This is a genomic window from Acinetobacter sp. SK-43 (genome assembly GCF_015351505.1).
GTDB lineage: Bacteria > Pseudomonadota > Gammaproteobacteria > Pseudomonadales > Moraxellaceae > Acinetobacter > Acinetobacter junii.
Genome location: NZ_JADKPY010000010.1, coordinates 12,699 through 31,004 on the forward strand (window position 1 = coordinate 12,699; position 18,306 = coordinate 31,004).

Sequence of the window (18,306 nt, forward strand, 5' to 3'; positions counted from 1 at the left end):
TTTAAATTGCCTTTAATAAGTTAACCATTTCGATAGCAGTAAGTGCAGCTTCGCTACCTTTATTACCTGCTTTCGTACCTGAACGTTCAATCGCTTGTTCGATGCTATCGGTAGTTAAAACACCGTTGATCACAGGCATTGTGCTTTCAAGTGCTACAACACCTAGACCTTTAGCACATTCACCAGCAACGAAGTCAAAGTGAGGTGTGCTACCACGAATTACTGCACCTAAAGCAATGATGGCATCAAATTTGTTTGAAGCCGCTAATTTCTTCGCAACGATCGGCAGCTCCCATGCACCTGGTGCATGAATCACGGTGATCGCATCTTCTGCAACGCCGTGACGTTTTAATGTGTCGATCGCACCTTCAAGTAAATGTTCTACAACGAAGCTGTTGAAACGACCAACTAAGATCGCATAACGACCTTCGCTTGCGAGATGTAATAAACCTTCAATTCGGCGAATTGCCATAGCAACCTCGATTATTTTGCTGTGATTTGATCGGCAGTGATGTATTCCACCACCTCTAAATGAAATCCTGATAAAGCATTGAAACGAAGCGGAGAACTCAACAACTTCATTTTCTCAACACCAAGATCACGTAAAATTTGTGCACCGACACCAATTGTTTGATATTGCTGCGATAGAGCTGCATTTGATTTCAGTGGCTTTGGTTGGTTCAAATGATGAATGGCATGACCTAAATCTTCCAAGTGATCTTGTCCAATCCAAACCAATACACCACGGTCACTTGCAGCAATCGTTTTCATTGCAAGATCAAGATTCCATGCTGGAGAACCATCAGCTTTATTGAGCTTTAAAAGATCACGAACAGGATTGAATCCATGAACACGAACAGTGGTCACGCCTTCTTTCGGCTCACCTTTTACCAAAGCTAAATGAATGTCTGGGTTACCGATTTCACGGTATTTATAAAGATCAAAAGTCCCGTATTCAGTTTGAATGGTTTCTTGAGATAAGCGTTCAACAGTTTGCTCATTGGTCATACGGTAGTGAATTAAATCCGCAATCGTACCAATCTTGAGACCATGTTTTTCTGCAAATACTTCTAAATCAGGACGGCGCGCCATAGTGCCATCTTCATTGATAATTTCACAGATCACTGAAGCAGGCTCTAAACCTGCTAAGCGTGTTAAGTCACATCCAGCTTCGGTATGACCTGCGCGATGTAAGACACCACCTGGTTGAGCCATTAATGGAAAAATATGACCAGGTTGAACAATATCGCTTGGTTTCGCGTGGGCAGCTACAGCTGTGCGAATGGTATGTGCACGCTCTGCTGCTGAGATACCTGTGCTGATGCCTTCAGCTGCTTCGATTGAAAGGGTGAAGTTCGTGGCATGTTGAGCGCCGTTTTGATCAACCATAAGCGGAAGGTTGAGTTGCTTACAACGTTCGCGGCTTAATGTCAGACAGACCAAACCACGTGCATGTGTAATCATGAAGTTAATGTCTTCAGGACGAACATGGGTAGCAGCGATGACTAAGTCACCTTCATTTTCTCGATCTTCGTCATCCATGAGGATAACCATTTTGCCTGCACGAATATCTGCGACAAGTTCTTCAACACGACTCAGCGGCATTCGCTTTCACCTTTTAAGCAGCCTTTTAAGGCATTAGTATTCGATAAATTTGGCATAGTTTACCGCATTTTAAAACTTTTCGCCTGTGCTTCTTATCGCACGTGACGAATTTATACATCATGCTGAGTAAACGCTTTTATTGATCTAAATATTTGGTTTTGATTCAGAATATAATATTTTGTTTTTTCTAAAAATTTCATTGCTTTGCAATAATTTTTTAACTCAAGCTGCGCTGAATCGATTTAAGAATATAGTTTGAGTGTGTTGATGTTTTATGCAAATCAAGCACTTTTTGATGGAATGAACTTTATCGTTATTCAAATAATAAACCCCATTCTATACTTAAAAAATGGGGATATTTTATCGAGGTGAATTACGAAAGGCTGGATGATTCAGATGATACTTTTGCCTTTTTACCCATTAAAATTTCAGTGCGCAGATTTTGAGCTATAGTTGCACACTGCTCATTCATACCATTAATCATAAATGCATGACGTGTCATGATATTACTTGGGTTTGGCATTGCAACTAATTCATAGCTATGTTGAATCGCTTTTAATTGCTCGTGATTCAAATGCAAGGCAGCTTCTTTTGCATGTAAATGTTGAGTTAGGCGTTTCGAAGCTTCAATTGCGTCGAGCTGCATGGCATCTACAGGGCTAGCAACAGAACCACGCGTTTGCAAGGCAAAGCGTTTGTCTTCGCGATAACGTTTATACAGTACTTCTGCGAGCAGTTGGAAAACAGCACCAATCATCATAATACATTCTAAAGCATGTGTTTGATCTGACTGAGTACTTAAGGTTGCCCCTTCAGCATTAAACTCTTGTTCAACACAAATTTTAGATGGATCAATTTGATAATGTTTAGCACATAGATCGATACTTTTATCCAAAAATAACTGACATAGCTTAAAGTAAGGCAATGAAACGGATTGGTTAACACTATTTAAAAGTTGTTTTGGATCATAAAACTGGATGTTAAGCGCCAATGTATGCTGATCAACTTGAGGTGTTTCAGTACTGACTTTTTCAACTCGCGTTTTGGGTTGTACTTTTGCTTGTTGTTGTGCTTGAGCGACCAAAGTAACGGTATTTAGTTTTTCTAATGCCAAAGCTTGAGTTAAACGTTGAATTTCATGCTTGAGATGATTTTCTTGATTGATACGAGCAAGATATTCGGTTCGCGTTGGGCGTGCAATAGCACGGTAGCCTAACCAAATTAATCCATGAATCAAGAGAGACAATAGAATCGCCAACCACTGTGTACGCAAAATTTCACCAATACTTGGTTGTATCAGCGTTATTTCGACTGTTCCCACTTTCTTTTCATTCTGTAAAGCATCACGGACAAATACTTCGCCTTGACGAGTTTTAGCCATACCGCTAGTTGCTAACACTTGTTTGTTGGCATCCAAAATACGGATTGAGGCAACACTTGGATTGGTCGCATAGCGATTAGCAACCAATGCTAAAGAAACAGTATTGGCGGGTTCCATTTCAGAAAGAGTATCTGCCACTAACTGACTGGTCATCAGTTGTCCTTGGCTGGCGCGGTTTTCATTGAGTTGATGAGTCGTTGCAATCACCAATAAAAAGGTATGCAAGGCAAAACTAACGATCAGTAGGCTAGCAAATAGCCCTTGGCGAGGCGCATTCAAGTTAAACTTCCAAGGCAAATAGATTCATGGGTTATGTTATGATTCTTACAATAGTTGTCGCTCTAACACGAGTCAATTCATGCGAGAAATCATTCTTATATCCTTTTTAGGACCAGATCAACCGAATCAGTTTACTCGATTAATGCAGGTACTCTCCGTACATTCTTTGCAAATACTCGATGTCGGTCAGGCGGTTATTCACAATCAACTGACCCTTGGGATCGTTGTTGCATCAGATAACGAGACTGCAACAGCATTAGCAATGAAAGAGATTCTGATTTTAGCACATGATATTGGCTTAACTGTGCGATTTAAACCAATCAGCAACGCAGAATATGACCAATGGGTGAGTGAGGGCGGACGTACACGCTATATCGTGACGGCTCTTGCACCTGAACTGACCGCTGCACATTTGCAAGCTGTGACTCAAATTGTTTCGGGTCAAGGGTTTAACATAGAAACGGTAACACGTTTATCAGGACGTTTAGAACTAGAAGAAGAAAGTCAGTTCCCACGACGCGCTTGCGTTCAGTTCGGATTAAGTGGACAAATGCTGGATGCACAAGCAATGCGTGCTGCTTGTTTGAGTTTATCAGGTGAGTTAAACATCGACGTTGCCGTACAAGAAGATAATGCTTATCGCCGTAATCGTCGCTTGGTTTGCTTTGATATGGACTCTACATTGATTGAGCAAGAAGTGATTGATGAGCTTGCATTAGAAGCGGGTGTAGGTGAGCAAGTTGCAGAAATTACAGAACGTGCAATGCAAGGTGAGCTTGATTTCCAACAAAGTTTCCGTGCACGTGTTGCGTTGTTAAAAGGCTTAGATGCATCTGTTCTGCCTAAAATTGCTGAGCGTTTAACTGTGACAGAAGGTGCAGAGCGCTTAATTTCAACGTTGAAAGCCTTAGGTTATAAGACAGCAATTCTTTCAGGTGGCTTCCAATATTTCGCAGAGTATTTACAAGCTAAACTTGGCATTGATGAAGTGCATGCCAATATTTTGGATGTGCAAGATGGGATTGTCACTGGTGAAGTGAAAGGTGCGATTGTTGATGGTCCGCGTAAGGCAGAGCTGTTACGCCAGTTGGCTGATAAAATGGGTATCTCACTAGAGCAGGCGATGGCTGTCGGAGATGGCGCAAATGATTTACCAATGCTTTCAATCGCTGGGCTAGGTGTGGCATTCCGTGCGAAACCTCTAGTTCGTCAAAATGCCAATCAGGCAATTTCGAGTGTGGGTTTAGATGGCGTGCTTTATCTTTTAGGTATGCATGATAAAGACCTCAATCGAGCATAGATAAATGTAGATCTGAGCCATCAAATAAAGCCACAGATCATGTGGCTTTATTGATTTTATTGGCTGTCATCACTTCGTCATATTTATGTCTAAATGTATAGAAAACCTACAATTAAAAAATTCAGAAAAAAGTTTTTTTGAGGTCAAAATTAAGCGTATTTTTTTGTAATGACACTCAGTAATTGATGCTATATAGAAATTTCAGAATTTTGATTTTTAAAAAATGTAATTACAAAAGCATATTGCGACATCTTGTGTCGTATCGTTAATTTTAAGCTCTTTTTTTCTAAAAAAAACGCTCCATAATGCATAAAGACGTTAATGCAACACGAAGTACTGTTAGAGATTACAGAACAATATAAGGTCTGAACGTTGATTCAGACATCCTTTTAAAGACGGAGGTTTCTATGGAAGCAGCGAATTTCACCATGTGGGTTGGATTTGGCTTGATCGCTGTCGCAGTTATTGCTGTTTTCTTCTCTCCTTATCGTCGTTGGTTAGGTTTTATGTTGGCGGGTATGATTAGTTGGGGACTGCTCGAAGTGGTACGCTTTGGTGTGCAAACCATGTTCGAAATGTCTGTCGCTTACAGTTATCTGACAGCGCTCAGCCTTGCGATGGTGACGGTGACATTTATTCTTTTACGTGAAGACAAACAAGCACAAAAACAACTGGCAAATCGCCAGTATATTGAACACACGCCTGTTTATAAGGATGACCAACAACAATGTTCTAGTCGATAAATACATAATAATTCTAATCACATCAAAGGCGTGCTCAGCACGCCTTTTTTACATTCACTTTCTGAAACAAAGCTTTTACAGAGTTCTTCACAATTGTGCTAGGATACGGGTTGTCTTAATTTTCATCATTATACTGTGGGCATAATTGTCATGAAGCTTTCTTCTCTACCTGTGGTTAAGTTACCTATCGTTGATGTAAGTACAGATCCACTGGATTTGTTGGTGGCAGGTTTGGCGTTGCGTATGAAGCAATTGGCACGTACTAGCCCTAAGTTTATTGAGTTAGTTCATGATCGTGAATTTCGTATTCAAATTGGTACAGATTTGGGTATGGCGCGTCAGATTATTGTCAATCACGGTAAGATCGATACAGTTGCGGGCAATCCTGAAAAAGCGGATTTCATTTTGCAATTTGCTTCAAGTGAGCAAGGCGTAAAAACTTTAGTAAAAGGCGACCCAACAGCATTCATGACAGGTATGCAAGACGGTAGCATTAAAATGGAAGGTGACTTTAGCTTATTGGTTTGGTTCAACCAAGCAGCGAAATTGATTCCACCTAAAGTACCAAAACCTGTAAAAGAAAAAATTCGCCAAGCACGTGCGTTTATTAAAGAAAAAACAGGTAAATAACAAGCCTGAGAAAAACTCCCTAGATGGGAGTTTTTTTATTGCCTAAAGTTATTCAATCTCTAGGTTAAAAGTCACAGGTCCATCATTCACCAAATGTACTTTCATATCCGCAGCAAAAATACCTGTTTGTACATTTTCAAATTGCTGTTGTGCGTATTCAACCAATTGCTCGTAGAGTGCTTTGGCATCTGAAGGTGGCATCGCAGGTCCAAAGTCTGGTCGTAACCCTTTTTGAGTTTGTGCCATGAGGGTAAATTGAGATACCAATAAAATACCGCCACTGGCTTGACTCACATTCCACCCCATCTTGCCATTTTCATCGTCAAAGATTCGATATTTGAGAATCTTATCTATCAGTTTCTGACCCTTTTCTAAAGTATCGTCTTTCCCTAAGCCTAGAAAAACCAATAAGCCTTTTTCAATCTCGCCCGTCGTTTGTCCGTCCACAACCACTTTTGCTTCAAGAACTCGCTGAATTAATGCACGCATAACTTTAAAAATTGGATGATAGGAGATGCGCAATTTTAGCAGAGCAAAAGGATAAAAATGAGTCGTGCAGCAAAAGTCTACTATTCAATCTCCAGCGTTTGGTTGTATAACAACAGATATCTAATAAAAATTGGTTAAAACCATCCTTTATGCCTGCCATTATTCGATCTTTACTCGACACGGACTTGTATAAATTCACGATGTTGCAAGTCGTGCTACATCAGTTTCCGCAAACTCACAGTGTTTATTTATTTCGTTGCCGCAATTTAGATGACACGGTTTATCCGCTAGTTGAGATTTTGGATGATTTGAACTATCAACTTGATTTGTTGTGTGAGCTGCGCTTCACCGATGATGAGTTACAGTATTTACGTTCCTTGCGTTTTATTAAAAGTGATTTTGTTGATTACTTAGAGTTATTTCAACTTAAACGTCGTTTTATCCAAGCCAGTATGGATGAGGCAGGTCGGCTCGATATTCGAATCGAAGGTCCAATGGTACAAGCCATGATGTTTGAGATTTTCGTTTTAGCTATCGTCAATGAGCTGTATTTCCAACGCATCCGTAATGATGACGTTTTTGTAGAAGGCGAGCGCCGTTTACAGCAGAAGCTGGTTCAACTACAAGATTATGCTCAGCAACAGCAAGAAAGTGATCCTCCATTCTTAGTCTCAGATTTTGGAACACGACGACGTTATAGTTTTGAATGGCAAAAACATGTAGTTCAAGCCTTTCACTCAGCTGCACCCAAAGTTTTTCGTGGCACCAGCAATGTGCTGTTAGCGAAAGAATTAGGCATTAGCCCGATTGGAACCATGGCACATGAGTTTTTACAGGCTTTTCAGGCATTGGATGTTCGGTTACGTAATTTCCAAAAAGCGGCTTTAGAAGCGTGGGTACAAGAGTATCGAGGGGATTTGGGTATCGCTTTGACCGATGTGGTTGGGATGGATGCTTTCCTGCGAGATTTTGATCTGTATTTTGCTAAATTATTTGATGGTTTGCGCCATGATAGTGGTGATCCTTATGAATGGGGTGATAAAGCCTTTGCGCACTATCGCAAATTAAAAATAGATACCAAGACCAAAATGTTAACTTTTAGTGATGGTTTAAATTTAGAGAAAGCATGGTTATTGCACCAATATTTTAAAGATCGCTTTCAGGTTAGTTTTGGTATTGGAACTAATCTCACCAATGACATGGGACAGACACCGCTTAATATTGTTTTAAAACTGGTGGAATGTAATGGGCAATCGGTAGCAAAAATTTCTGATAGTTCAGGCAAGACCATGAGCGATAATGAAACGTTTTTGGCGTATTTGCGTCAGGTGTTTGAGATTGAAGAGGCCTAATTATTCTTTCATACTCAAAATTTAGTACGGCTGTGGAATCGCTCAAATGTTATGAGAGATCTGTAATAGGTACTCTTTACTTTTGAAAGATCCAAAGTAACAATTTTTTGTTGAACTGTTGGCACATCCTCAGCAATTTCAAAGCAACGCTTTGAAAGCAGCGCAAGGCAGCCACAGAGGCGGCATGGATGCCGCCTCTGCACCAGTAAGTTTTTTCGACAGGTTTATATGGCTTAACTTTCGCAATTGTCAGCAAATTTTATGCTTTAAATCTAAAATCGTTGGGTTTTTTCCTATATCTTGTTTTCTGCTAAATGAATATGAAAAATCAGACAAAGATAAAAAGTGAGCTATGCTAAAATTTGATGTAATGCTGTAATCATAAGACACCATAACAATGACTGACACAGATTTTAAATTAGGTTTATTGATTGAACCTGAACAACTTGTACCATACTTGGGTCATGAGTTGATTCGAGTGATCGATCTAAGCCGAGCTTCGGTTTATGAGCAATTGCACATTCCACATGCCATTCATTTGCAACCTAAATATTTAGTTGCACAGAATGAACAAGCGAATGGTGTATTGCCAGATGTTGATGGTTTAAAAACCTTGATTGAGAAATTAAATATTTCACCGCAACATCATGTAGTGGTGTATGACGACGAGGGTGGTGCTTGGGCAGGGCGTTTGATTTGGAATTTACACTGCTTAGGTTTCACACGTACCAGCTTGATTAATGGTGGTATTCATGGCTGGTTAGGTGCAGGTTTACCAACCACGTCTGAAGTTGAACCATATAAACCTGTTGCAGAGTTAGTTGCTATTGATGAGCAGGCAGTACAACAGCATCGTATTGAATATGATGAACTCCTCAATGAAGTCAATCATAAGAATATTCAACTTTGGGACTGTCGAACCATAGATGAATATACGGGTTTACGTCTTGCTGCGCGACGCGGTGGTCACATCCCAAATGCTTTGCATTTTGAATGGAGTACTGCCCTAAACCGTGAAAATCATCTAAAATTACACCCGCTTGAACGCACTCAACAACGTTTGGAACAATTAGGCTTTAATTTACAACAACCTGTGGTGGTGTATTGTCAGTCACATCACCGTTCGGGCTTGGCGTATATCTTGGCAAAATTACTCAATTGGCAAGTGAGAGCCTACGATGGTGCGTGGAGTGAATGGGGCAATCGCCTCGATAGTCCTATTATTTCAGGGGAGTCACCATCTTGAGTTTTTCAGCAGACCTAAAAAAACAACTTTTTATCAAAGCACAAAACTTAGTACCTCAACATCAACTGAGCCGTGTCATCGGCAAAGTGGCAGCCAGTGAAAATGTTTTGGTAAAAACTGCTGTGATTCAGGCATTCAAAGCGAAATACGGCATTGACATGAGCATTGCTGAGCAGACTAATCCGAATCAATATAAATCATTTAATGAGTTCTTCACCCGTGCATTGAAGGAAGGTGTACGTGGCGTGGACGAGCGTGCGGATAGTATTGTTTGTCCTGCGGATGGTGCAATTTCTCAGCTGGGTAAGATTGAGGCAGGTGATATTTTCCAAGCCAAAGGTCAAAGTTTTTCTGTAGAGAAATTGATTGGTGATCCGCAACTTGCGAAGCCATTTGTAGATGGTCAGTTTGCAACAGTTTATTTATCACCGAAAGATTATCACCGTGTACATATGCCATTTGCAGGTACATTGACTGAAACTTTATACATTCCAGGAGAGTTGTTCTCAGTTAATCAAACGACTGCTGAAAATGTACCAGGTTTATTTGCGCGTAATGAGCGTATGGTATGTTTGTTTGATACAGAACTTGGTCGTATGGCAGTGGTTTTAGTTGGCGCGATGATTGTGGCTGGGATTGAAACTGTTGCGACAGGTAAGGTAAAACCTTCAGGTAAAGTTGAATTACAGCATCATCAAATGCAGTTAGATAAAGGTGCTGAGTTAGGTCGTTTCTACTTAGGTTCTACTGCTGTGGTTTTATTTGAAAAAGATAAAATGGTATGGGAAGAGCAGTTTAAAGCGAACTCGACTGTGGTGATGGGTGAGCGTTTAGGACATTCGATTTAATCTATTAGGACTTACGCATTGACGGATTCAAAAAAGTATTAAAATACTTTATAAAGTATCTGTGATCAGACGAATTAAACATGCTTCTACAGCAACTTGTACATTACCCATTTATATGGGCTTTCTCATGACAGAACCGAACTCTATTAGCTGCACACAACTTGCCGAGACTTATAACATCTCGCATGATAGTGTAAATCGCTTTCTAGAACGTGAAGACTACACACCTCACGACCTATATCAAGAAGCAATTCAACATATTGATAATAATAAACTTATAGTCAGTATTGATGATACTGTTTTAGATAAACCCTATAGTCAACATATGGACTTGGTTAGCTATTTTTGGTCAGGCAAACACCACCGATCCGTCAAGGGTATTAATCTCATTACCTTGTATGCGACAGATCAGAATGGTCAAAATATTCCAATTAATTTCCGAATTTATGACAAATCTGAAAGTAAAACCAAGAATGATTACTTTATGGATATGTTAAGTGAAGTACTCAGTTGGGGTGCAAAGATTCAATTTATTACAGGTGATAGTTGGTATTCATCGACTGGAAATCTAAAAACCATAAGAAAATATGGTATTCGATTTATGTTTGGTATCGACTGTAACCGTAAGGTTTCCCCAGAAAAAGGACAATGGTTTCAACTGCGTTTATTGCCAAATTTCCATCAGGGTCAAGTGGTCTGGCTCAAAGATTTTGGCTTTGTACAATTATTTAAGACTCAGTTAAAAGAACAGCAGAGGTTTTATATTGTGCATCAAGATGAAGATGATTTATTGTCCTTTGAGGGTTTTCATGAATTACATTCAAGTCATTGGAAAATAGAGCAATATCACCGGGTGATTAAACAGGTTTGTCATATTGAAAAGTTTCAAGTAAGACGATCTAAACTGATTTTGAATCATATTTTTTCAGCCTTGATGGCCTACGTCGAGATACAAAAGAACCAGTTTGAGCGGATCTTTGAAAATGTATATCGTTGGCAGAAGAAATTATTTAGACCAGTTATCAAAAACTTCATTGATGACTTTATTCTCGATAAAAATCATCTGCTACCACAGAGAATCTATAAATAATAGTGCGTAAGTCCTATCTATATAATTATAAAAAGCCCCTATAGATAGGGGCTTTTTGTTTTACGTATTTCGCATAAGGCGTATTATGTTAATTTTAGAAAATTTAAACATTTACCTTATAATTCAATTGTAGCTCATCGGCATTATTCCCTCTAATGCCCCAGTTTTCTTTAGGAGTTTCAAATATAGTTATCTCAACATCATTTGAATCAATACCGCATAGATTGTTTATATTTTCGAATAGGGATCTAATAAATGCTTTTTTAGTCTCTTTTGTTCGCCCATCGAACATGGAAATTTCAATAATTATATAAGATTTACTGCGATCTGCTGGATATAAAAAGTTTTTTGATTCTAGTGCAATAAAACGTTGAAACCTTTTCTCTTCTGGGTATTTTAACTCTCTAACTAAAGCCTGATGGATAGCTTTACTTAAATTATCACGATGTAATTCTATTATTTCATCTAAAGCATAAATTTTTATCTGAGACATTACTTTCTCTAAATTAAAATCCTAATTTTAGCTTAATTTATCCCATTCATTTAACATAGTGGCGCTTATGTGAAACCATATTGGAAAAATTATATTAAATCAATTCCTTAATGGTTTTTATACCGTCCTAAAAAAGATAAAGAAACTGACTTAGACACAAGTCGGCTGCTTTTTAAGCATGTTTGATATTTCTGACCAAGCATAAAACTAACCGTGTAAGCCATTTCCTACACCGATTAACGTCAATGTCCCATTTTCAGCCTAAGTTAAATTCTCTAATATCAACTCATCAGGAACAGGACGTTCCAAAACATAAAACAATAATAATAAGTTTGAGCATCAGGATGTGAGATATGACAGGAGTTGTATCTAGTGAAAGGAATACGAAAAAGCCCGACAGGATGTCGGGCTTTTTTCTTTTCCGTTAAAGCTGTTGTGTTGCCCAAAGTTCTATCAGCAATTGAAGCGTTTTAGTGAGAGGTTTATAACTAGGCCAAATCGCATGGATTGGCATATCTAGTCCGTTGGTGGTATCACTAAACTCCAAACGAACCAAACTTTGTTTAGCAAAATGCTCATGGACGATGGACAACGGAAAATTACCCCAGCCGAGTCCTTGCTCCACCATCCCAATCGCCATGGATAAATTATCTGTATGCCAGTAGGCATCTGAGACCAAAATACGTGGGTCAGGGAGAGGATAATTTTTACTTGCCACAATAATTTGTCGAAGCTCAGATAACATCGTTAGTTCATTTTTATGTTGTGCCCGAAGCTGTTGTGCTTCTTTAGGGGATATCGCAGCAACAAATTTTTCAACACCCAATAAGCGGAAGCGTTCATTGGTATCAATCGTAGATGAACTATAAGCAACATACAGATCGATTTCATTATTTCTAAGGCGTGCTTTGAGTTCTTGCTGTGCTGCGCAGTGCATTTCGATATTTAACAGCGGATAGCGATGCGTTAAATCTTCGATGCCTGCCAATACGATTTTTTGATTAATATCAGCCGCAACGCCAATTTTAAGATTTGTTTCCAATCCCATAGAAAGCTCTGTGAGATGCATTTCAAGTTGACGCAATTTGGTCACAATTAATCGTGCATGCGGTTCAATAGATAGGGCAATCTCGGTAGGTTCTAAATGATTTTTGCTACGGTCAAATAATTTTAAATTCAATTCTGCTTCTAAATTCGCAATGGCCATACTCACAGCCGAAGGTACTCGATTTAAAGCACGTGCTGCAGCAGAGAAATTGCCTCGATCAATCACTTCAAGAATTAATTCTAGCTGTTCACTATTCATATTTATCTCTGCCTTGCTTGTCAGAAAAACTGATCACGATTAACTTTTTTTATCAGAAAGAGTGCGTAAAATCCACGTTTTGTTGATTTTGAGGTGCTGTCATGCAAGGAATGAAAAGAAGAGTGACCTATGTATTTTTCTATGAAGTACTCAGTTTTTTGATTTGTGCGATGATTTTGGCTGTACTTTCAGGCTCAACGATCAGTCACACTGGACCTTTGTCATTATTAATTGCGGTGATCGCTGTCAGCGTAAATTTCTTTTACAACTATGCCTTTGAATGGTGGGAAAAACGACAGCATTCTAAGACACGAACCATTTTTAGACGTGTCGTGCATGCTATCGGTTTTCAGGTGGTCTTAGTCACTATTTTGATTCCATTGATTGCTTGGTGGGTGCAAATCAGTTTAGTCAAAGCCTTCTTATTAGATTTTAGTTTGATGATCATCATCCCATGTTATACCTTTGTTTATAATTACTTTTTTGATCATTTGTTTGGCTTGCCAAGTCACTTGCTTGAAACTAAGCCATTGCCTTCAACGACTAAGCTTTAATTTAAATCAAAGCCTATTCAAGCAATCATGATTGCATATAAACATGGGGACTTATTAAAAGCCCCCATATTTTTTTAACTATGACACTAAACGATGTATATTTTTTATAAGCGAATCCATGTCATAGCACGAAAGCTATTATTACTTGGATGTTTGGCACTGATATTTAGCATTTTACCAGTTTTGCTTAAACGTCCTTGAATACTGTATTTATGACCATCATAAGGGTTGATCCAGACACCTTGACCAAATTCCTCATCTTGATTGAGTTTTTTGAGCTTAGTTAATACTTCCATACCGACGATAGGTTGATCTTTCAAAGCACCTGTACATTTTGTGCAAGTAGTCGGAGCGACCTCTTTAGCGGAGGGATACATTTTGACGATGACAGCACTGTATTGTTCTGTTTTAGAATTGCGTCGAATCACAATATCTGACACATAAGAACCAGTGCGTTCATCGACAACTTTCCATGTACCAATTAGAGGATCAAAAGGGCTTGCTTGAATATGAAAAGCAGTACTGAGTCCGAGGAGTAACACAAAGCTGCGAATTAAAGAAATAATCATAAGTCGTTTTTACATCGAGATGAAGTGTAGAAATAGCGAAATGAAACAACAACTTATTATATTATTTAAAAGTATAGAAAAACATCATAAATCAGGGAACTTGGCAGTTCCCTGTAATTATTTTAGATCATATGGTAAAGGCGTTCTTTCGGGAACACGGCTGTAAATGTAGAGCCTTCATTTTCTTTAGAGGTGATTTCGAGATGCGCACCATGCTGCATCAGCACATGCTTAACGATCGCTAGACCTAGACCTGTGCCGCCAGTTTGACGACTGCGAGCGCTATCAACCCGATAAAAACGCTCCGTGAGACGAGGGAGGTGTTTAGGGTTGATCCCAATACCATTGTCTTGGACAGAAAAATAGGCATGATCACCATCTTCGTGCCAACCAATGGTAATAATTCCACCTTTGGGTGTGTATTTAATGGCATTGGTAATTAAGTTGCTGAAAGCACTAGCAATTTCCATGTCCGAACCAATCAGATCACAGTGGCTATCAATATCTAAGTTGAGTGTATGACCATAATCGAGATTGTAGGCACGTGCATCATCAAATAATTGGTTCATCAAATTTGCCATATCAATAATCTGATTTTTAGCGACTTTTTTATTATTCTCTAAATTGGATAATAGTAATAAATCATTGACCAAAGCATTCATACGCTTGGTTTGCGACTGCATCTGAGTAAATGCACGTTTCCAACGTGGGGTAATATCATCTTGATCGGTAAAGGTTTCAAGGTATCCGCTCAATACCGTTAGTGGCGTGCGTAGCTCGTGGGAAATATTATCCACGAAATCTTTACGCATCTGTTCAAGGTTATGCATACGAGTAATGTCATGTGCAACCAAGAGACGGCTTTCCCCACCAAAACGTGTGATTTTAACTTGTACATAACGCTCTTCGTCCATCTGTGCTTGAAGACGAATTCCATCTGGTGCTTGATCACTATTTTTGAAATATTCAATGAAATTAGGTTGGCGTAAAATAGAGAGTAAATTGCGACCACGATCTAATGGATTAATTCCCAATAACTTTTCAGCAGCAGGGTTCCACCATTCAATCTGATGCTGATCATCGATTAAAACCACCGCTTCAGCTAATGCAACTAATGATGACTGAGCACGATCTATTAATCCCACCATCTCCGCTTGTACGATTCGTTCTTGGCGTTGTGCGCGGTAGACATTAAATAATAGTGCGCCCCAAATGCCATTTAAATTAGGTGGCATATCGTAGGGACGATTTGAAATCCAATCATTGACTAGATAAAGCGAGCGGAGCTGCAAAAGGAAGAAAACAACAAAGGCAACAAAGATACAGCTCCAAAAGTATCCAACCCCAAATCCAATTAAGCTTGCAATCAATAAGAAAAACATCAACAGTCTTAAATCTTGTTTTGCAAACGTCCACAAACTGCTGTAACGAAATTGTTGGTGCTCACGTGCCAGTTCAGGGACGGGATAAGGTTCATACATAAAGGGTTTTAACCTGCTGCTAAGTCAGCTCGTGTAGAAAAACGATAACCAGTGCCACGTACCGTTTGAACAAAACGATCAACACCAAATGGTTCTAACACTTTGCGCAAACGACGAATATGTACATCAATAGTACGGTCTTCGATATATACATTGCCGCCCCAAACTTGGTCAAGTAATTGAGCACGTGTATATGCACGTTCAGGGTGAGTCATAAAGAAAGCAAGCAAACGATATTCAGTCGGCCCCATCTCGAGGATGCTGTTTCCAAAACTCACACGCTGGCTGACAGGATCAAGCATTAAGCCATTGGCATCAATAACTTTTTCACCGCTCAGCGCATTGGCACGACGTAACACGGCTTTAATACGTGAAACCAGTTCACGAGTCGAAAATGGTTTGGTCATGTAGTCATCAGCACCAGCATCAAGACCTTGAACTTTATGGTCTTCTTCACCGCGTGCGGTCAACATGATCACAGGAATTTCTGCTAAGTTTTCATCACGTTTTAGGCGACGGCACAAATCGACACCACTCACACCACCCGGTAGCATCCAATCCAGCAAAATAAGAGCAGGACGCTGGTCAACAATAATCTGATGCGCTTGTTTAGCATCTTCCGCTTGCAAACATTGGAAGCCTGCCATATCCAAAGATGTATGGATCATTTCGCGGATCGGTAGTTCATCATCGACAATTAAAATATAGTCATCTTTCACAGCGCAATACCCTTAATATCTGTAACGGTGAACCGTTTTGTTGTTATAACAGGCTTATTACAAAGATTAATTATGACAATATCATTGCAAAAGAGTTAATAAAGTCGAATTTAGCAATAAATTGTGACAATTGTGGGGCAGAGCAATGACCAAATGATGACAGGTTGCTGATTAATAAATCAAATGAATTCATTCGTTTAATCGGATCATCATTTAAGCATATACTTTGTAACAAAACTGTAAAAGGATTTTAATTTTTTTGTGATGTGGTTTCGATAAAGGATAAAAACACAGCACAGCAGGCTGCAAGAACTTCATCAAGTGGTTGTTTGAAGCCTTCAGAGACCCAACGAATAATAATATGGGTCACGTATCCATTCAGCCCTGTAGCCATTAACGACACTTCATCATTGCCTTGAAGGGCATTCGGCATCGTGATCATGACGAAAGCCTGAATAATGCGGTCAAATTGCGTTAATGTTTCTTGAATGGTGGCTTGGTTATGTAAGTCTTGAACGAGCATGGCATCAATGTAAATGATACGTGCCATACGCGGATCATCTTTAATCGCAGTGAGCAATGCAGATAAACCCGCAGTCACCATGTTTTTAGGTTCAGGGGCAGCCATGATGACCGCTTGGGTCAAGCAAGTTTGCATTTTTCCAATCATTTTTAAGAAAACGGTTTGGAATAATTCTTCACTTTTCTTAAAAGATTCATAGAAATAGCGTTCAGTAAGTTTTGCCTCATTACAGACATCTTTCACAGTGACAGAGAAAAAACCTTGTGTCCCGTAAGTGGCGATACCCGCTTCAATCAGTTTCTCTCGGCGCGCTTCTTTACGCTCACTCAAAGACAGCCCTTTAAATTGGCGTTCTTTCGCGTCAACATTCTTTTTTTTACGTGTCGCCTGATCTTGAGTCGTCATTAGAAAAACCGTTCCCTAAAAAATCTTTAAATCGTGTGGCTCGGACAAGTTTGCAGTGAATTACTGTCATTTCAGATCAAAAATCATGAGGATGACCATCCATGCCACAACTTGCAAAAGGTAGATAAAATTATTCCCCTTGTTAAATTTTATAACGAAGTTTGGGGAAACATCTTAGCCCTAACACTCTCGACAATAACATTTTTTACCAATTGTCGATTCTTTATGCGGCTCTAGCATAACTAAATTCCACACAATATGCTTTGTCTCGTTCCAAGATCTTACTCATGAAATGTAAATAGACCTAATATGACAAGCAATATGTTGATTCTTGCCATTTGTCTTAAAGTGATATTGTACTATATTGACAATATGTATTGTCAAAATTATATTGGTTATAACTCAAACTGCACATGATCTACTCAAATGTGTGCAATTCATTCGCAATACAAAGGATAGGCAATGAAAAATTTTAAAAATAAAGTCGCAGCGATCACAGGTGCAGGTTCTGGGATTGGACAACAACTGGCAGTTTTATTGGCTAAACAAGGTTGTCACTTGTCATTGAGCGATATCAATGAAAAAGGCTTGGCACAAACTGTTGAGCTTGTGAAAGATAATCCAATTACAGTTACAACCAAAGTGCTGGATGTTTCTGATCGCGAAGCGGTAAAACAATGGGCACAAGAAACAGTTCAAGATCATGGTTGTGTCAATATGATCTTTAACAATGCAGGAGTTGCATTGGGTTCTACCGTTGAAGGTGCAAGCTACGAAGATTTAGAGTGGATCGTCGGAATTAACTTCTGGGGTGTGGTGTATGGAACAAAAGAATTCCTTCCATTCATCAAACAAACTAAAGATGGTCACATCATCAATATCTCAAGTATTTTTGGTTTGACATCACAACCAACTCAATCTGCTTATAACGCAACAAAATTTGCGGTACGCGGTTTCACAGAGTCATTACGCCAAGAACTTGATATTGAAAAGAGCGGTGTAAGTTCACTTTGCGTACACCCAGGTGGTATTCGTACCAATATTGCCAAAGCTGCAAAAATGAACGACAGCTTAAAGAGCCTAGGTATGGATCCAGGCAAATCAATCAAGCAGTTTGATAAATTCTTGCGTACACCACCAGAAGAAGCTGCACGTCAAATTTTAAATGCGGTATTAAAAGATAAACGCCGTTTGTTGATTGGAACAGATGCTCGAATTTTAGATTCTTTCCAACGTCTATTCCCTACGGGCTATCAACGTATTGCAGCTTTTGCAACTAAGATGCTTTAAGCT

Annotated in this window: 19 protein-coding genes; 9 read left to right on the forward strand and 10 right to left on the reverse strand. The window is 39.3% G+C overall.

The window, feature by feature from the left end; all coding sequences use genetic code 11:
* Position 1: 1 nt before the first annotated feature.
* The 3 genes from ribE to IRT38_RS03500 all read right to left on the reverse strand — a co-directional run bounded on the left by ribE (position 2) and on the right by IRT38_RS03500 (position 3,283).
* Complete coding sequence (gene ribE / locus IRT38_RS03490) at positions 2-472, reverse strand: 6,7-dimethyl-8-ribityllumazine synthase (RefSeq protein WP_004637206.1); 471 nt, start codon at positions 470-472, stop codon at positions 2-4.
* 11 nt (positions 473-483) lie between these two features.
* Entirely contained in the window at positions 484-1,605 is a 1,122-nt protein-coding gene (gene ribBA, locus IRT38_RS03495) for a bifunctional 3,4-dihydroxy-2-butanone-4-phosphate synthase/GTP cyclohydrolase II (protein WP_004951142.1), read from the reverse strand.
* A 373-nt stretch (positions 1,606-1,978) separates the two neighbouring features.
* Positions 1,979-3,283 (reverse strand): hypothetical protein, encoded by a 1,305-nt coding sequence (locus IRT38_RS03500; RefSeq protein ID WP_194596965.1) that lies wholly within the window; start codon positions 3,281-3,283, stop codon positions 1,979-1,981.
* Positions 3,284-3,344: 61 nt separating this feature from the next.
* Here IRT38_RS03500 and serB point away from each other — a divergent pair, with 61 nt between their 5' ends.
* The 3 genes from serB to IRT38_RS03515 all read left to right on the forward strand — a co-directional run bounded on the left by serB (position 3,345) and on the right by IRT38_RS03515 (position 5,938).
* The gene (gene serB / locus IRT38_RS03505) at positions 3,345-4,565 is read left to right on the forward strand and encodes a phosphoserine phosphatase SerB (protein ID WP_194596966.1); all 1,221 of its coding nucleotides are present in this window, start codon (positions 3,345-3,347) and stop codon (positions 4,563-4,565) included.
* Between the two features lie 407 nt (positions 4,566-4,972).
* Positions 4,973-5,308 carry a ciprofloxacin tolerance protein AciT gene (gene aciT / locus IRT38_RS03510; RefSeq protein WP_004951151.1) on the forward strand — a complete coding sequence of 112 codons (336 nt, stop codon included), beginning with the start codon at positions 4,973-4,975 and terminating at the stop codon, positions 5,306-5,308.
* 150 nt (positions 5,309-5,458) lie between these two features.
* On the forward strand, positions 5,459-5,938 hold the full coding sequence (locus IRT38_RS03515) for a hypothetical protein (RefSeq protein ID WP_004910100.1): 480 nt from the start codon (positions 5,459-5,461) through the stop codon (positions 5,936-5,938).
* 48 nt (positions 5,939-5,986) lie between these two features.
* On the opposite strand, the gene dtd is transcribed toward IRT38_RS03515, so the two are convergent.
* On the reverse strand, positions 5,987-6,427 hold the full coding sequence (gene dtd / locus IRT38_RS03520) for a D-aminoacyl-tRNA deacylase (RefSeq protein WP_004910099.1): 441 nt from the start codon (positions 6,425-6,427) through the stop codon (positions 5,987-5,989).
* A gap of 149 nt (positions 6,428-6,576) precedes the next feature.
* On the opposite strand from dtd, the gene pncB reads away from it, so the two are divergent.
* The 4 genes from pncB to IRT38_RS03540 all read left to right on the forward strand — a co-directional run bounded on the left by pncB (position 6,577) and on the right by IRT38_RS03540 (position 10,963).
* Positions 6,577-7,779 carry a nicotinate phosphoribosyltransferase gene (gene pncB, locus IRT38_RS03525; RefSeq protein WP_194596967.1) on the forward strand — a complete coding sequence of 401 codons (1,203 nt, stop codon included), beginning with the start codon at positions 6,577-6,579 and terminating at the stop codon, positions 7,777-7,779.
* Between the two features lie 397 nt (positions 7,780-8,176).
* Complete coding sequence (locus tag IRT38_RS03530; protein WP_004951163.1) at positions 8,177-9,025, forward strand: sulfurtransferase; 849 nt, start codon at positions 8,177-8,179, stop codon at positions 9,023-9,025.
* On the forward strand, positions 9,022-9,873 hold the full coding sequence (gene asd, locus IRT38_RS03535) for an archaetidylserine decarboxylase (RefSeq protein WP_004910093.1): 852 nt from the start codon (positions 9,022-9,024) through the stop codon (positions 9,871-9,873). Before IRT38_RS03530 ends, asd begins: the two co-directional genes overlap by 4 nt.
* A 61-nt stretch (positions 9,874-9,934) precedes the next feature.
* Positions 9,935-10,963: an IS701 family transposase gene (locus tag IRT38_RS03540; protein ID WP_007116247.1), complete on the forward strand. Its 1,029-nt coding sequence runs from the start codon at positions 9,935-9,937 to the stop codon at positions 10,961-10,963.
* Between the two features lie 103 nt (positions 10,964-11,066).
* On the opposite strand, the gene IRT38_RS03545 is transcribed toward IRT38_RS03540, so the two are convergent.
* Complete coding sequence (locus IRT38_RS03545) at positions 11,067-11,456, reverse strand: tautomerase family protein (protein ID WP_194596968.1); 390 nt, start codon at positions 11,454-11,456, stop codon at positions 11,067-11,069.
* 424 nt (positions 11,457-11,880) lie between these two features.
* Entirely contained in the window at positions 11,881-12,768 is an 888-nt protein-coding gene (locus tag IRT38_RS03550) for a LysR family transcriptional regulator (RefSeq protein WP_194596975.1), read from the reverse strand.
* 95 nt (positions 12,769-12,863) lie between these two features.
* Between IRT38_RS03550 and IRT38_RS03555 the strand changes: the two genes are divergently transcribed.
* Complete coding sequence (locus tag IRT38_RS03555; RefSeq protein ID WP_194596969.1) at positions 12,864-13,316, forward strand: PACE efflux transporter; 453 nt, start codon at positions 12,864-12,866, stop codon at positions 13,314-13,316.
* A 104-nt stretch (positions 13,317-13,420) separates the two neighbouring features.
* On the opposite strand, the gene IRT38_RS03560 is transcribed toward IRT38_RS03555, so the two are convergent.
* The 4 genes from IRT38_RS03560 to IRT38_RS03575 all read right to left on the reverse strand — a co-directional run bounded on the left by IRT38_RS03560 (position 13,421) and on the right by IRT38_RS03575 (position 17,013).
* Positions 13,421-13,885, reverse strand: coding sequence for a DUF2147 domain-containing protein (locus IRT38_RS03560; protein WP_194596970.1), 465 nt, complete (start codon positions 13,883-13,885; stop codon positions 13,421-13,423).
* Positions 13,886-14,007: 122 nt separating this feature from the next.
* Positions 14,008-15,366, reverse strand: a complete 1,359-nt coding sequence (gene phoR, locus IRT38_RS03565; RefSeq protein WP_004910079.1) for a phosphate regulon sensor histidine kinase PhoR — start codon at positions 15,364-15,366, stop codon at positions 14,008-14,010.
* Between the two features lie 8 nt (positions 15,367-15,374).
* Positions 15,375-16,085, reverse strand: coding sequence for a phosphate regulon transcriptional regulator PhoB (gene phoB / locus IRT38_RS03570; RefSeq protein WP_004679100.1), 711 nt, complete (start codon positions 16,083-16,085; stop codon positions 15,375-15,377).
* Positions 16,086-16,335: 250 nt separating this feature from the next.
* Positions 16,336-17,013: a TetR/AcrR family transcriptional regulator gene (locus IRT38_RS03575; RefSeq protein ID WP_125318802.1), complete on the reverse strand. Its 678-nt coding sequence runs from the start codon at positions 17,011-17,013 to the stop codon at positions 16,336-16,338.
* 462 nt (positions 17,014-17,475) lie between these two features.
* Between IRT38_RS03575 and IRT38_RS03580 the strand changes: the two genes are divergently transcribed.
* Entirely contained in the window at positions 17,476-18,303 is an 828-nt protein-coding gene (locus IRT38_RS03580) for an SDR family NAD(P)-dependent oxidoreductase (protein ID WP_004910072.1), read from the forward strand.
* The last annotated feature ends 3 nt before the right edge of the window (positions 18,304-18,306 follow it).

What these genes read in the sequence shown, in the direction of transcription:
- IRT38_RS03555 (WP_194596969.1), top strand. Translation starts at nt 12,864, where the DNA reads ATGCAAGGAATGAAAAGAAGAGTGACCTATGTATTTTTCTATGAAGTA.
- aciT (WP_004951151.1), top strand. Translation starts at nt 4,973, where the DNA reads ATGGAAGCAGCGAATTTCACCATGTGGGTTGGATTTGGCTTGATCGCT.
- ribE (WP_004637206.1), bottom strand. Translation starts at nt 472, where the DNA reads ATGGCAATTCGCCGAATTGAAGGTTTATTACATCTCGCAAGCGAAGGT.
- pncB (WP_194596967.1), top strand. Translation starts at nt 6,577, where the DNA reads ATGCCTGCCATTATTCGATCTTTACTCGACACGGACTTGTATAAATTC.
- IRT38_RS03580 (WP_004910072.1), top strand. Translation starts at nt 17,476, where the DNA reads ATGAAAAATTTTAAAAATAAAGTCGCAGCGATCACAGGTGCAGGTTCT.
- IRT38_RS03545 (WP_194596968.1), bottom strand. Translation starts at nt 11,456, where the DNA reads ATGTCTCAGATAAAAATTTATGCTTTAGATGAAATAATAGAATTACAT.
- IRT38_RS03515 (WP_004910100.1), top strand. Translation starts at nt 5,459, where the DNA reads ATGAAGCTTTCTTCTCTACCTGTGGTTAAGTTACCTATCGTTGATGTA.
- ribBA (WP_004951142.1), bottom strand. Translation starts at nt 1,605, where the DNA reads ATGCCGCTGAGTCGTGTTGAAGAACTTGTCGCAGATATTCGTGCAGGC.
- phoR (WP_004910079.1), bottom strand. Translation starts at nt 15,366, where the DNA reads ATGTATGAACCTTATCCCGTCCCTGAACTGGCACGTGAGCACCAACAA.
- IRT38_RS03575 (WP_125318802.1), bottom strand. Translation starts at nt 17,013, where the DNA reads ATGACGACTCAAGATCAGGCGACACGTAAAAAAAAGAATGTTGACGCG.
- dtd (WP_004910099.1), bottom strand. Translation starts at nt 6,427, where the DNA reads ATGCGTGCATTAATTCAGCGAGTTCTTGAAGCAAAAGTGGTTGTGGAC.
- IRT38_RS03530 (WP_004951163.1), top strand. Translation starts at nt 8,177, where the DNA reads ATGACTGACACAGATTTTAAATTAGGTTTATTGATTGAACCTGAACAA.
- IRT38_RS03560 (WP_194596970.1), bottom strand. Translation starts at nt 13,885, where the DNA reads ATGATTATTTCTTTAATTCGCAGCTTTGTGTTACTCCTCGGACTCAGT.
- serB (WP_194596966.1), top strand. Translation starts at nt 3,345, where the DNA reads ATGCGAGAAATCATTCTTATATCCTTTTTAGGACCAGATCAACCGAAT.